The 14,098-nt window shown below is 52.5% G+C and carries 9 protein-coding genes; 1 reads left to right on the top strand and 8 read right to left on the bottom strand.

Annotated features, from left to right (window positions below):
• Nucleotides 1-383: 383 nt before the first annotated feature.
• The 8 genes from ACFVTB_RS21675 to ftsE all read right to left on the bottom strand — a co-directional run bounded on the left by ACFVTB_RS21675 (nt 384) and on the right by ftsE (nt 12,135).
• Nucleotides 384-599, bottom strand: a complete 216-nt coding sequence (locus tag ACFVTB_RS21675) for a hypothetical protein (RefSeq protein ID WP_387753885.1) — start codon at nt 597-599, stop codon at nt 384-386.
• A gap of 425 nt (nt 600-1,024) precedes the next feature.
• Nucleotides 1,025-3,913 carry an excinuclease ABC subunit UvrA gene (gene uvrA, locus ACFVTB_RS21680; protein WP_387753887.1) on the bottom strand — a complete coding sequence of 963 codons (2,889 nt, stop codon included), beginning with the start codon at nt 3,911-3,913 and terminating at the stop codon, nt 1,025-1,027.
• Nucleotides 3,914-3,938: 25 nt separating this feature from the next.
• On the bottom strand, nt 3,939-5,921 hold the full coding sequence (gene uvrB / locus ACFVTB_RS21685) for an excinuclease ABC subunit UvrB (RefSeq protein WP_387753889.1): 1,983 nt from the start codon (nt 5,919-5,921) through the stop codon (nt 3,939-3,941).
• 352 nt (nt 5,922-6,273) lie between these two features.
• On the bottom strand, nt 6,274-7,581 hold the full coding sequence (locus ACFVTB_RS21690; RefSeq protein WP_387753891.1) for a PDZ domain-containing protein: 1,308 nt from the start codon (nt 7,579-7,581) through the stop codon (nt 6,274-6,276).
• Nucleotides 7,582-7,674: 93 nt separating this feature from the next.
• Nucleotides 7,675-9,126, bottom strand: coding sequence for a S41 family peptidase (locus tag ACFVTB_RS21695; protein WP_387753893.1), 1,452 nt, complete (start codon nt 9,124-9,126; stop codon nt 7,675-7,677).
• A 218-nt stretch (nt 9,127-9,344) separates the two neighbouring features.
• Nucleotides 9,345-10,529: a murein hydrolase activator EnvC family protein gene (locus ACFVTB_RS21700; RefSeq protein WP_387753895.1), complete on the bottom strand. Its 1,185-nt coding sequence runs from the start codon at nt 10,527-10,529 to the stop codon at nt 9,345-9,347.
• Nucleotides 10,530-10,541: 12 nt separating this feature from the next.
• On the bottom strand, nt 10,542-11,459 hold the full coding sequence (gene ftsX / locus ACFVTB_RS21705) for a permease-like cell division protein FtsX (protein ID WP_387753897.1): 918 nt from the start codon (nt 11,457-11,459) through the stop codon (nt 10,542-10,544).
• Entirely contained in the window at nt 11,449-12,135 is a 687-nt protein-coding gene (gene ftsE / locus ACFVTB_RS21710) for a cell division ATP-binding protein FtsE (RefSeq protein WP_387754064.1), read from the bottom strand. The genes ftsX and ftsE overlap by 11 nt, the downstream gene beginning before the upstream one ends.
• Nucleotides 12,136-12,490: 355 nt before the next feature.
• Between ftsE and ACFVTB_RS21715 the strand changes: the two genes are divergently transcribed.
• Nucleotides 12,491-13,915 (top strand): VanW family protein, encoded by a 1,425-nt coding sequence (locus tag ACFVTB_RS21715; RefSeq protein WP_387753899.1) that lies wholly within the window; start codon nt 12,491-12,493, stop codon nt 13,913-13,915.
• Nucleotides 13,916-14,098 lie beyond the last annotated feature (183 nt).

Below are 14,098 nucleotides of genomic sequence, written 5' to 3' on the forward strand. Positions count from 1 at the left end.
CCACTTACCTCCATGTTGATGTTCGCATTAACCGGCAAGTCGCCGGGCGTTATAATTACTCTCTCCTTTCGTTCGGCCATGTTTCGTAGGCCGTTTCCTCCTCTCTCTCAAATCAAATCATAGAAAAGACCGGCTTATCTGCTAGTTATATCTGTCGTTAGCTGAATGCAGTCGCGCAGTGATAGGTTTGCCGATCGACAGCCAATAATGGCACACTTCTCGCCATTATTCGACCAATTGTGAGTATAGGCTATTGTAATAGAGACATCTGTACATTTTCTGAACATAGCAGCAGTTGAAAGAGTGTTTCATAAAAATGCGCAGAAAAAAGCTGCCGATTGAAGCAACCGACAGTTTCCCTGCGCTTTGTAGCTCTGCGCTTATTACGCCATCCAGACCTTAAAGATCATTATGTAATCGATGAACAGGAACAGAGCCAACGAAACAAACGTAAATCCGATGGCAAAAAAGTTTTTCTTAGGTTTCGTTCTCAAAAGACGCACGAAGCCGATTGCGATCAAAATCGTGAATGCAAGCATAAACCAGTCAAACGTATTGATGTTGCTGGTTGCTTGAGCTGTTTCTTCTGCCAAAAACATCAGGTGACCTCCTTTATTCACACGTAGCCTATATTACCTCTATGTTAGCTTTAAGCGGCGTTTGATGCAAGCCCGGTCACATTTTCGTAACAAGTTTGTCACTATTTATTGACCCTTGCCTATATCATAAATCAAGCTGCCGCTTGAATAAAGACTTTCTTTCCCTCTTAAGCTGATCTGCACTTTATAAAATGCCCATCTCTGCCTATAATTATGACCTGCGATCTGCAGAAAATAAAAGTGTAAAACAAGCGTTCAAACAGAAATCAGTGCATGACTTTAAGTGAGGGGAAGCGCTACGGGTCAGAGGGTTCTTCCCTGCTCTCTCTTATTCCGTCAAGCACTGATTTTAAGTTTGATCCCAAAAAAGAGATGGTTCTCCACACCGGACCAACCGGATGCGAAAAACCATCTCTTTTCAATAATTACTCGCTAACAACAGCGACGCTTTCTTGATTCCGCTGCTTCTGCAGCGTCCGTTCGCGATCGCGTTCGAGTACCGGCTTCAAATACTTGCCGGTGTACGATCCCGTAACGCTGACCACTTCCTCCGGTCTGCCTGTCGCAACGATCGTACCTCCACCGTTGCCGCCTTCGGGACCAAGGTCGATCAAGTAATCGGCGGTCTTGATAACGTCAAGATTATGCTCGATGACGAGCACCGATTCGCCCGACTCCACCAAACGATGCAGCACCGTCAGCAGCCGGTCGATGTCGGCCACATGAAGACCGGTTGTCGGTTCGTCCAATATATACAGCGTCTTGCCGGTGCTGCGGCGGTACAGCTCGGAAGCGAGCTTGACGCGCTGTGCCTCGCCGCCCGAAAGCGTTGTTGCAGGCTGTCCCAGCTTCATATAGCCGAGGCCGACATCGAGAAGCGTCTGCAGCTTGCGATGAATACGCGGGATGTTCTCGAAAAACTTGCATCCGTCTTCAATCGTCATCTCGAGCACTTCCGCAATATTCTTTCCTTTATACTTTACTTCCAGCGTCTCGCGGTTATAGCGCTTGCCTTTGCAAATCTCGCAAGGCACATAAACGTCCGGCAGGAAGTGCATCTCGATTTTAATGATGCCGTCGCCGCTGCACGCCTCGCAGCGCCCGCCTTTGACGTTAAAGCTGAAACGTCCTTTCTTGTAACCGCGGACCTTCGCTTCGTTAGTCGTCGAATAGAGGTCGCGGACGTCGTCGAATACGCCCGTATAAGTGGCTGGATTCGAACGAGGGGTCCGTCCGATCGGAGATTGATCGATATCGATGACCTTCTCCAGATGCTCCAAGCCTCGAAACTCCTTGTATGCGCCCGGACGGGTTTTCGCTTTATTCAAATCGCGGGCGAGCGTCTTATACAAAATTTCGTTCACCAACGTCGACTTGCCGGAGCCGGAAACCCCGGTTACCGCCGTAAATACGCCAAGCGGAATTTTCACATTTACGCCGCGAAGGTTGTTTTCTTTCGCCCCGCGAATTTCCAGCCACTTATCGCCGGTGTCCCTACGCTTCTCGGGCACCTCGATAAACTTCCGCCCGCTCAAGTATTGACCTGTAATCGAATGCGGATCGGCCATCAGTTCGGTTGGCGTACCTTCGGCAATGATTTGACCGCCATGGATGCCGGCTCCCGGTCCGATGTCGATAATATGATCAGCAGCAAGCATCGTATCCTCGTCATGCTCGACGACAATAAGTGTATTGCCGAGATTACGCATATGCTCCAGCGTCTCGATCAGGCGATCGTTGTCCCGCTGATGAAGACCGATACTCGGCTCATCCAAAATATACAAGACGCCCATCAGACTGGAGCCGATCTGCGTCGCCAGTCGAATCCGTTGCGCCTCGCCACCCGACAATGTGCCGGCAGCCCGGCTCATCGACAAATACGAGAGACCGACATTGACGAGAAACCCAAGGCGGCTGTTAATCTCTTTTAAAATCAAGTTGGCGATTTGCTGTTCCTTCTCTGTCAGCGTCAGCGAGTTGAAGAAGCTTTGCGCGTCGCCGATCGACAACGATGTTACATAAGCAATGTTCTCGTCGTTAATCGTAACCGCGAGGGTTTCTTTTTTCAGACGATGACCTTTGCAGCTTCCGCAAGCCTTCGTGCTCATAAAGCTTTCGATATGATCCCGCATCGCATCGGAGCCCGTATCGCGATAACGGCGCTCTAAGCTGTGCACGATGCCTTCGAAAGGCACGTAAGCTTCTTTGCGGCGGCCGAATTCATTCTCGTAAACAAAGCGAACCCGTTCGCCGCCAGTTCCGTAAAGCAGCTTCTTCATTTGGTCAGCGCTCAGCTCACTTACCGGCACATCCTTCGAAATACCGTAGTGCGCGCAAACCGAAGACAGAAATTGCGGATAGTAGCCGTTCCGGTTCGAGCTTCCCGCCCAAGCTTCAAACGCTCCCTCTTCTATCGACTTGCTTGAATCCTGAACGATCAGATCGGGGTCGATAATCATTTTAAAGCCGAGCCCATCGCAGTCTGGACAAGCGCCGTACGGGCTGTTGAAGGAGAACATGCGCGGTGCCAGCTCATCGACGCTAAAGCCGCATTCCGGGCAAGCCAGATTAGAGCTGAACAACAGCTCCTCCTGATCAATAATGTCGACGATTACGCGGCCGTCGGCCAGATTCAACGCCGTCTCAAGCGAATCAGCCAATCGACCGTGGACATCTGATTTAACGACAATCCGGTCAACGACGACTTCGATGCTGTGCTTCTTATTCTTCTCCAGCTCGATCTTCTCGCTCAGTTCGCGCAGCTCACCGTTCACCCGCACACGAACGTAGCCTTGCTTCTGGATGTCGGCCAGCAGCTTCGTATGCTCGCCTTTGCGTCCGGAAATAAGCGGAGCCAATATTTGCAGCTTCGTCCGCTCCGGATATTCCATAATCCGGTCCACCATCTGCTCGACCGTCTGCGACGTAATCTCGATGCCGTGCTCCGGGCAGTGAGGCTTTCCGACCCGCGCATAAAGCAGACGCAAATAATCGTAAATTTCAGTTACCGTTCCGACCGTCGAGCGCGGGTTACGGCTTGTCGTCTTCTGATCAATGGAAATGGCGGGTGACAGTCCTTCGATCGAATCGACATCGGGCTTCTCCATTTGCCCTAGAAACTGGCGAGCATACGCCGACAGCGATTCGACGTAACGTCGTTGGCCTTCCGCATAGATCGTATCGAAGGCGAGCGACGATTTGCCGGAACCGCTAAGTCCGGTTAGTACGACGAACTTGTCACGCGGAATTGTAACGTCAATATTTTTCAAATTGTGGGCGCGAGCACCCTTTATGACAATCTTATCGCTAGCCAATGAAACTTCCTCCCTATCCCGCTCTCTATTCTAACTCCGCTCTCAGCTCCAGCAAGGCGTCCCTGAGCTCGGCGGCTCTTTCAAACTGCAAGTTTTTGGCGGCGTCTTTCATTTCCGCTTCTAATCTTTCGAGGAGCTTCTGGCGTTCCTTCTTCGTCATCTTGCTTGCGCCGACGCCAGTTAAATAATCGCTCTTCTCTTCGGCCACCTTCGTCGCTTCGATGACATCCGCCACTTTCTTGCGGATCGTCTGAGGAGTAATACCATGCTCCTCGTTGTGGGCGATCTGAATCGCGCGACGACGCTCCGTTTCCTTCATCGCTTTGTCCATGGAATCGGTAATCTTGTCGCCGTACATAATAACGTGTCCCTCGCTGTTACGCGCCGCCCGTCCGATCGTCTGAATGAGCGAGCGTTCCGACCTCAGGAAGCCTTCCTTGTCGGCGTCTAAAATAGCGACGAGCGAGACCTCAGGCAAATCGAGTCCCTCCCGCAGAAGGTTGATGCCGACGAGCACATCGAACGTCCCCAGTCGCAAATCGCGCAAGATAGCAATACGTTCCAGCGTCTTGATATCGGAGTGCAGGTATCGCACCTTGATGCCGATCTCCTTAAAATAATCGGTTAAATCCTCGGCCATCTTCTTCGTCAGCGTCGTCACCAGCACCCGCTCGTCTTTGGCGATGCGGTCACGGATTTCGCCCAGCAAATCATCGATCTGCCCTTTCGTCGGCCGCACTTCGATAACCGGATCGATCAGACCGGTCGGACGAATAATTTGCTCTACCATAGTCGGGCAATACTCCATCTCGTACGGGCCTGGCGTAGCGGATACATAGATCGTCTGCTTCACCTTGTTCTCGAATTCCTCAAACTTGAGCGGACGGTTATCCATAGCGGACGGCAGACGAAAGCCGTAATTGACGAGCATTTCCTTCCTTGCCCGGTCGCCGTTGTACATCGCCCGAATTTGGGGAACCGATACGTGCGACTCATCGATCACGATCAGCATATCCTCTGGAAAATAATCGAACAGCGTATACGGCGTCGACCCCCGTTCGCGGAACGTCAGCGGTCCGGAGTAGTTCTCAATGCCGGAACAGAAACCCATTTCCGACATCATTTCGAGATCGTAGCGAGTGCGCTGCTCAAGCCGCTGCGCTTCCAGCAGCTTGCCCGCTTCCTTCAGCTCGGCCAACCGCTCCTCCAGCTCGCGCTCAATGTTGACAAGCGCAAGCTTCATCGTATCCTCGCTCGTCACGAAGTGAGAGGCTGGGAAGATCGCTACATGCTCACGTTCGCCGACGATTTCGCCGGTCAGCACGTCAATCTCGGTAATACGCTCGATCTCGTCGCCGAACAGCTCAACGCGGATCGCCCGCTCGCTGTTCGCAACCGGGAAAATTTCAACGATATCTCCTCTAACGCGGAAGGTGCCGCGAATAAAGTTAATATCATTGCGCTGGTATTGAATGTCGACCAGCTTATGAAGAATGGCGTCGCGCGGCTTCTCCATGCCGACGCGCAGCGACAGCACTAAATTGCCGTATTCAGACGGCGAGCCCAGACCGTAAATACAGGACACGCTGGCGACGATAATGACGTCACGGCGGTCGAACAACGCGCTTGTCGCCGAATGGCGCAGCTTGTCGATCTCGTCGTTGATGCTGGAATCTTTCTCGATATACGTATCCGATGACGGAATATAAGCTTCCGGTTGATAGTAATCATAATAGCTGACAAAATATTCAACGGCGTTATCGGGAAAAAACTGCTTGAACTCACTGCAAAGCTGCGCTGCCAGCGTCTTATTGTGAGCGATGACGAGCGTCGGCCTGTTCAACTGCGCAATCGTATTCGCAATCGTATACGTCTTGCCGGTACCGGTCGCGCCGAGCAGTGTCTGGTGTTTGACGCCACTCTTCACTCCGTCGATCAGCTGTTGAATCGCTCTAGGCTGGTCACCCTGCGGACTGTAATCCGACTTTAATTGAAACGTCTCCTTCACGACTTCCTTTCCACCCCGTCCCTTATAGGCTATGCGACTTTCCGGTCGACACTGAAACATCCATCTTATAGTGAGATAATCTCGTTCAGATGCCGCTGAGCCGCTTTCCGTTTATCTATCATTATGGTCATCATTTCTGAAATCAAGCGGCCGACCGCGCATTTCCCGCAACCGACGCCGAATAAGAATATGTGTTCCCCTTCATTATAGCTTTATGCGCGAATGGATGCAATGACCAGCTTCTCTCCAATAATGGAAAATCGACCATATCAAATGCTTGTGAAGTGTTGAGCAGATTAAAAAAGCTCCGCTCCGTTGGAAACGGGAGCGAAGCTATGCAAACAGCAAATAATTATGCGCGTTCATCCGCCGCCGTTTCTCCGGCAGCATCGGTCCAGCGGCTCGTTGTACGGCTGCTGCGCAGTAAATCAAGCAGAGAAGCCGGTCCTTCCGCTGCGTAATAGTTCGCTTGATCGTCCGGCGCCAAGATAACGCCGAGTTGATGATGCTCGCCCGCATAACGAGCCCGCTGCGCGAACTTAATCTCTCCGCTCAAGTTAAGCACCTCAAGCTTGCACATAGCCGGATTGCTTGCAAGCGCGGCATGCAAGTCTTCCTTCGTGCGAACGCGGACGCCGTTAACCTTGGCAATCGTCTCGCCCGTGCCAAGTCCCATCGCTTCCGCAGGCGTACCCGGAACGATGCCCAAAATGCGCAATCCGCGCGAATCGTTGACGAACAGCGGGCTGCGAGCCGCCTCGACGGCACGACTGCGCCAAATCATCGCCTCGTGAAGCAGCAGCGAGCAAAGCGCCGCAACAGGCAGCAGCATTGGCTGCCACCAAGCAAGCAGCGCTGCAGCCGTCAAGCCAATACTGAAATAGAGCAGTCCTTTCGAGGCATGCCTTGCTTTGTCGCGAGGCAGCATCGACTTGGTCATCTCGCTGAAGCCGATCACCATCGGCAGCGCGATAATCGTCCAGCCCTGCGTCCAATCGGCCGACAGCAGCGAACTCCAAGGAAGCGCTGCGGAGGCGCCCCCTCCGCCGGCCGCCGGCACAATGAGCAAGAGCGGCACCGGCCAGAAGCCTTGCAGCGCATAGCCGCCGATCAGCTTGCCGCGCTTGCCCTCCAGAAATAACGGCGTAGAAAGCCGGTCGCCCTGCGTACGGACGAGCAGCGCTTCGGCCAAATGCAGCAGCGCCACGAGCAGCAACAGCCCCGGCATATCGATCGAGGCCAGCGAGACCGCCAGCTTCCCGAATACGCCGCCGCTTTCCGCAAGCGGAGTCCAGCCGACGACCCATTGCAGCAAAGCCAGCACTCCCGCACCGTAAGCAAAACACAAGTAACGGATTCGGAAAACCATCAGAACGGCCGCAGCCGCCCATAACCAGAGCACCGTCTCCTGCGTCAGGCTCGTGCCGATGAATGCGCTCACGACCGATACGGCTAAGCCAACGACCAAGCCTGCAACGACCGCCCGAAGGAGCAAGCCGGGCCAAAGATGCAGCTTTACTGCGAACATCTGCCTCTCCAGCCTAATTTGTCTCGTATACTGCCAGGCAATAAACAAAACCGCTATATAATAGAACGGCTGCGCCAACAGATGCAGCGCCGCCGCCCCCAATTGAGACAATAATGCCCATACCGCTTCCACTCTCGCAAGCCAACTCCTCTCGTTACCGATTCCATAATAAAAGGCTGACCCCCATGTACAGGATCAACCTTTTATTGATTCGACGCCCTGGCGCTATTTCCTGCCGATGACCTCGATCGCCTTATGCAGTTGAATGTCGTTATTCTCGTCCTTTAACCAAGCGACGACCGCTTGTTCCAGCGCTTCCGCTGTTTTCGCGTCGATTTCGCCGGTGGCCGGCAGGCCGAAAGATTGTTGAAATTGCTCTACCGCAAGACTTGTGCCTTCGCTGTAATAGCCGTCGGACCGATCGGGCTTGTAGCCAAGACCGTCCAGCATGACCTGAGCGCTCTTCACCTGTTCGCCGAGTGAATCAAGACGAAGTGTTTCCGACACTTTTAATCGGGCGACGGTATACAGTGCAGGAGGAGCGGCCGCAATGTCCGGCTCGATTCCCTTCTCGTGTATCCAATTGCCGTCGGGCGTTAACCACTTGGCAATCGTCATCTTCACCAGACTGCCGTCGCCCAGCGTTTTATTGTAGCTGACTTGGACAGTTCCCTTTCCAAATGTCGTCTCGCCAACCAGTACCGCACCAGCCCGCTCCTTAAGCGCTCCCGCCAGTATTTCTGATGCGCTGGCGCTGCCTTTATTCATAAGCACGGCGATCGGGTACGTTTTTTTCGTCCCGCCCTTCGACTTCGACTGCTCCCGTTTGCCGTCGCGGTTCTCAACCTGTACGACGACCTCTCCGTTCGGAATAAACGACTGGGCGACTTCGACGACAACCGGCAGTACGCCGCCGGGATTATTCCGCACGTCGATGACAAGATGCTTCATGCCTTGTCCCTCAAGCTTGGCCAGCTCGTCCTTGAACCGTTCCGCAGTATTCCACGAGAATTGGCGAATTTCGATAACGCCGGTGCCTTCCTCCGGGTTGAAATGCGAGTAAACCGTCTCGACATCGATATCGTCACGGACGAGCGTCAGCTCGATTGGCTCGGAGGACCCGCTTCGTTCGATCATCAGCTTTGCCTTCGTTCCCTTTGGACCACGAATTTTCGCAACAGCCTCGTTTAACGTAAAACCGTCAAGCTTCACGCCGTTCACCGACAGCACAATATCTTTCGCCAGCAGGCCGGCTCTTTCCGCCGGAGAGCCTTTAATCGGGGAAACGATCGTAATCCGGCCCTTCTCCAGCGTCACTTCGGCGCCGATGCCGGTAAACGAGCCTTCAATGGATTCGGAAAAGTGTTGAGCGACGTCTTTTTCCATATAAACCGAGTAGGGGTCGTCGAGCGCCGACATCATTCCTCTCACGGCTCCATCCACTAATTCGTCGCGCTTAATCTTCTGATAATATTTGCTCTCGATCAAATCGACGACCGTGTTGATCTTCGACAATTGATCGGAACTAAATCCGGAATCTCCTTTGGATGCCGAAACCGCCGGCTTCGCCTTTAAGCTCGCGGTCAAACGCAGGTCCGCTACATTCAAGGTAACGACTGCAGTAGCTATCATCGTTAACAGGATGAAAGCGATCACGGTACGGCCTCTAAATTGCACTTCGACACCACCTTTTTGTTCGGAGGCCAGCTTTTCCTTCCTTCGAAAAGCGCCTGCGATTCATGCCTAGCTTTGTCAACTACAATAGTATATGACAAGCCGCCCTTCATTATTTACGTCAAAAGCATTACGGCTGCCCATTGTCTAGGCGGCCGGTGCTTCTCTTCTTCGGACAAATAAGGCAGCCGTTCCGGCTGCCTGAAGTACTGCCCTATTTTTTATTTCAAATAACTGCTCGGATTAACCGGTACTTCGTTGACGCGTACTTCGAAATGAAGATGCGGTCCAGTCGATTGGCCGGTGTTGCCAACCTCGGCGATTTTCTGCCCTCTTTTAACGGCATCGCCTTTGCTGACCTTAATCCCGTTATTGCGAATATGACCGTATAGCGTCCAAGTGCCGTTGCCATGATCGATAATGACGCAGTTGCCGTACCCGCTCCATACTTGCGCGACGATAACGATACCCGATTCGGCGGCAAAAATGTCCGTTCCTTGCTTGGCCGCAAAGTCCATTCCCGTATGTAGCTTTCTATTACCTGTAATTGGATGAATCCGGTAGCCGAAGCCCGAGCTGACGCGCGCGTAGTTTTGAATCGGCATGCCTAGCTTGCCGCCCTTATACGGATTTTTGATTCTTTGCTTCTCTTTCTCCTGCTTCCTCATGAGCTCCGAAACTTCTTTAGCCAGCGCAATCAGACGAGCTTCTTCTTCCTCGCTGATTTCGTCAAGCTCTTCCAGCTCCTTGTTGTAGCTGGCGATCATAACTTCCTTCTCTTTTTCCTTCTTCTCCAGCTGAGTATGGTAATTTTGCAGCTTCGCGTAGCTGACTTTCACTTCCTCCAGCTTTTGGGCAACTTCTTCCTTCTTCTCGATAACCAGTTCCTTATCCTTCTTAAGCTGCTCCAATATATTGCGGTCCTGTGTCAAAATCGACTGCAACGAATCGAAGCGATCCAAGAAGTCGGAAAAGCTCGTTGCACTGAGCAGTACGTCCAGGTACGAAACGAAACCGTTCTCATACATCAGCCGCAGCCGCTGCTGAAGCAGGGCATCGCGGGATACGACCCGCTCTTCCGCTTCCACCAGTTCCTCGCCGGCCTTTTGCAGCGACGCCTCCTCGTCTTCCACCTGCTGCTGCACGCGAGTCAGGTTAATGACGACTCCATCCAATTCCTTCATAATTCTATTGATCGCTTCTTGAGCGTCTGTCTTTTTTGCGCCGACTTCTTCTTTTTTATGTTCTACGTTTTTGGCGTTTTTCTCGGATTGCTCGATCTGTTTTTTGGCGGCGGCAAGATCTTTGTTGATTTTATCCAGTGCGGAAGACGCATGACTTCCGACTGGTTGCAATACAAAAACCGCCAGCATCGTTATAACTATTAATAGAATTCTGCTCTTCATCCGCACGGTCACCTACACTTTCAAATATTTTCTTACCGAGATTGTACTGCCCCACACGCCTAACAACGTGCCCAAGCTAATAATGATCAACGCTACCGTCCACCCGCACTCTTCAACCGGAACAAGCTTCAGCATCATCAGGCCTAGCTCGACGCGTGTCAGCTCCAGCAGTTTGGAGTAAGAGAACAATACAGCAGCCGTCGTCATTACGGACGTTATAACGCCGATCATTGCCCCTTCTATGAAAAACGGCCAACGGATAAACGAATTGGTCGCGCCCACCAGCTTCATAATGCCGATCTCGCGGCGTCTGGCGATAATCGTCATTTTGATCATATTGGAAATAAGGAACATCGCGGTTACGCCGAGGGCGATGGCGATGGCGAATCCGATGAGGCGGACGGCGTTCGTAATTTTGAACAAGGTTTCTACCGTGCCTTGTCCATACTTGATTCTTGTAATCGGCGCCATATCGTCAGCTTTGTTGATTTTATCGATTTCCTGCGCGGCCGCTTCGATCGTCTGCGGCTCATACACTTCGACGGTAAACGAATCGGGAAGCGGATTGCTTTCCTTGTCGTAGCCGTCCAGCAAATCGTCGCCCGACTCTCCCAAGTTTTTGCGAAGCAGCTCGAGCCCTTCTTCTTTCGGCACGAACGTTACCTTGCTGACCTCTGTAATGCGGCCAATTTTATTTTGCAGTTCCGTTATTTTTTCTTTCTCAATGTTGGTCTGCAAATAGACGCGAATTTGAACCTGGTTCTCAAAATCGGAAGCGATGCTGCTCAGGTTAAAAGCCAACAGGAGGAACACGCCCAACAAAAATAGCGAAATAAACATCGAGCTTATCGAAGCGAACGACATCCAGCCGTTGCGGATGATGTTCAGAAAGCCGACGCGGATATGACGAAGGAACGTGCTAAATTTCATAGCCGTACTCCCCTCTTACCTCGTCGCGAACAATATTGCCGTGCTCGATCGCGATGACCCTTTTGCGCATCGTATTAACGATTTCTTTGTTGTGCGTAGCCATAACGATCGTCGAGCCGCGGAAATTGATTTCTTCAAGCAAATTCATAATGCCCCAGGACGTCTCAGGGTCCAAGTTACCGGTAGGCTCGTCCGCTACAATCACGGCCGGATTGTTGACGATCGCCCGCGCGATAGCCACACGCTGCTGTTCGCCGCCCGACAGCTGAGCAGGCAAACTGTTGTACTTATGCTTTAAGCCGACCAGCTCCAGCACTTCCATCGTCCGCTTCTTCATGATGCGGCGAGGAGCTTCGATCACTTCCATGGCGAAAGCGACATTTTCATATACCGTCAGCTTCGGAAGGAGGCGAAAATCTTGAAATATGACTCCGATATTGCGGCGCACGAACGGGATTTTTCGCGGCTTAAGCTTGCCAATGTTAAAGCCGTTCACCGATATTTGCCCTTTTGTCGGCACCTCCTCGCGGTAGATCAGCTTCATAAAGGTCGATTTGCCGGCGCCCGACGGTCCCACTAAGTAAACGAATTCATTGCGATCTATTCGAACGGAGACGCCTTTAAGCGCGTGCGTTCCGTCTGCGTATGTCTTCCAAATGTCCTGCATTTCAATCAACATTATCACATCCTGTTATTTATCAAACCGTAAAATACGATAGTTTTCGCCAAAGGGCGGAGTCGCCCTTTTTCGCACGATCTTAATAATTCGACAGAGAAGGCGAAATTCCTCCACTATGGGGATTTTTACCTCATTTTTCACAATTCTCATAAAGACCTTCGAGCTCTATGTCCCGGGAAATGTCGTTTCATTCGACAAACTTCGGCCGATGCATTGCGCTGCATTTGTCGAACTCTTCGTCTCGGCATGCAATTGGCTCCGCTCCTTGCTAAAACAGACAAATCCAGAAGGACGGCTGCATATATATGAAACATTGCCATTTGGCCGGAATACTGGAAAGGTGGAGTGACCGATGAAAAAACTGCATGTCACCATTATCTTAATCGCTTTTCTATTGCTTATCGCTACCGTGCTATGGGGCATGCTGCGGTACTATACGGAACAGAATACCGTTCCCGAAGGCACGACCGCAGGCGGCATTTCCGTTGGCGGGCTAACGGTGGAAGATGCGGTAAAGCAGGTGGAGGAGTATGTGCAATTGTTGGAGCTCCGCACCGTAGCGGTGGAAGCAAACGAGAAAACGGCCGATCGTATGGAGTGGACCGCTAAAGAGATCGGCTACAGCGTGGAGGTGATCGGTTTAAAGGAGGCGCTGCAAAAGCTGCATCAGGGCAATTTGCTGGAGCAAGCGAAATATCGTTACCGCTTCCCGCGGACCTATGAATTAAAGCAAAGCTTCGATCGGGCTAAATTTGAAAAACTTGTCCGCAAGCAGTGGGATTGGATCGACAACAACGATCCGCAGGACGCCACACGTACGATTACAAATAAGGACGAGATCGTTTACGTACCTCATGTAGATGCTTATCGCATCAACCCGGCGCCGTTAGTCGATAAGATTGAACCTTGGCTCATTTTGTCCGGCGCAGAAATCGGGGGACGGCCAGAGCAATCGGTGACCGAGTCGCTGCCGATCGACATCGTGCATCCGAAAGTGACGCTGGAGCAGCTGAAAGCCGAAGGAATCGACCGAAAAATATTCGAATTCACGACCGACTTCAATTCCAGCGCCGAAGGCCGGGCCCATAACGTAACCGCTGCCGCGAATGCGTTGAACGACTGGCATCTGGCTCCGGGCGAGGTGTTCTCGTACGGCGACGTCATTAAGCTGGCCGGAAAGGAGTATGGCTTCCGGGAGGCGCCGGTTATTCAGAACGGCAAGCTCGTTCCGGGAATCGGCGGCGGCATTTGCCAAGTATCGAGTACATTGTACAACGTTGTGCTGCGCACCGGCATCGAAGTCGTCGAGCGCCGCAATCACTCGCTGCCCGTCGCCTATTTGCCGAAGGGACAGGACGCTACCTTCGCTACTGGCTCGATCGATTTCAGATTCCGCAACTCGACCGGCAAGCATCTTATTATCCGGACCTCTGTCGACAATCAGAAGCTGACCGTCAAAATGTTCGGCACCATGCCGGAAAATATCCGCTATGATATCGAATCTAAAACCGTTAAGGAAATCGCTCCGTCCATTCAGTATGTCACCGACAAATCGTTGAAGTCGGGAGCGCGAGTCGTTGTGCAGAACGGACGCAGCGGTTCCGTCGTCGAGACTTATCGTACGCTCGTTAAGGACGGCAAGGCCGTCTCTCGTGAGCGGGTCTCCCGCGACACGTACCGCGCCCAGCCGACGATCATTCACGTCGGTCCAGGCACGAACGCGCCGAGCTCGACGCCGAAGCCGAAAACCGATGTCGTCGAAGACGGCATCGGTTGATGGGTAGAGCGTAGGTGGTGCTGGGATAGAGCGCCGTTAACGAGGGTGGCAGTGATGCGGGTACGACTTGTGTGGACGACTTGTGTGGACGACTTGCGTGGACGACTTGTGTGGACGACTTGCGTGGACGACTTGCGTGGACGACTTGCGTGGACGACTTGCGTGGACGACTTGCGTGGACGA

This window comes from Paenibacillus sp. NPDC058071, from assembly GCF_042885235.1.
Classification (GTDB): Bacteria; Bacillota; Bacilli; order Paenibacillales; family Paenibacillaceae; genus Pristimantibacillus.

Coding starts and splice junctions, on each gene's coding strand:
- ACFVTB_RS21675 (WP_387753885.1), bottom strand. CDS start 599: ATGTTTTTGGCAGAAGAAACAGCTCAAGCAACCAGCAACATCAATACG.
- ftsX (WP_387753897.1), bottom strand. CDS start 11,459: ATGAAATTTAGCACGTTCCTTCGTCATATCCGCGTCGGCTTTCTGAAC.
- ACFVTB_RS21715 (WP_387753899.1), top strand. CDS start 12,491: ATGAAAAAACTGCATGTCACCATTATCTTAATCGCTTTTCTATTGCTT.
- ACFVTB_RS21700 (WP_387753895.1), bottom strand. CDS start 10,529: ATGAAGAGCAGAATTCTATTAATAGTTATAACGATGCTGGCGGTTTTT.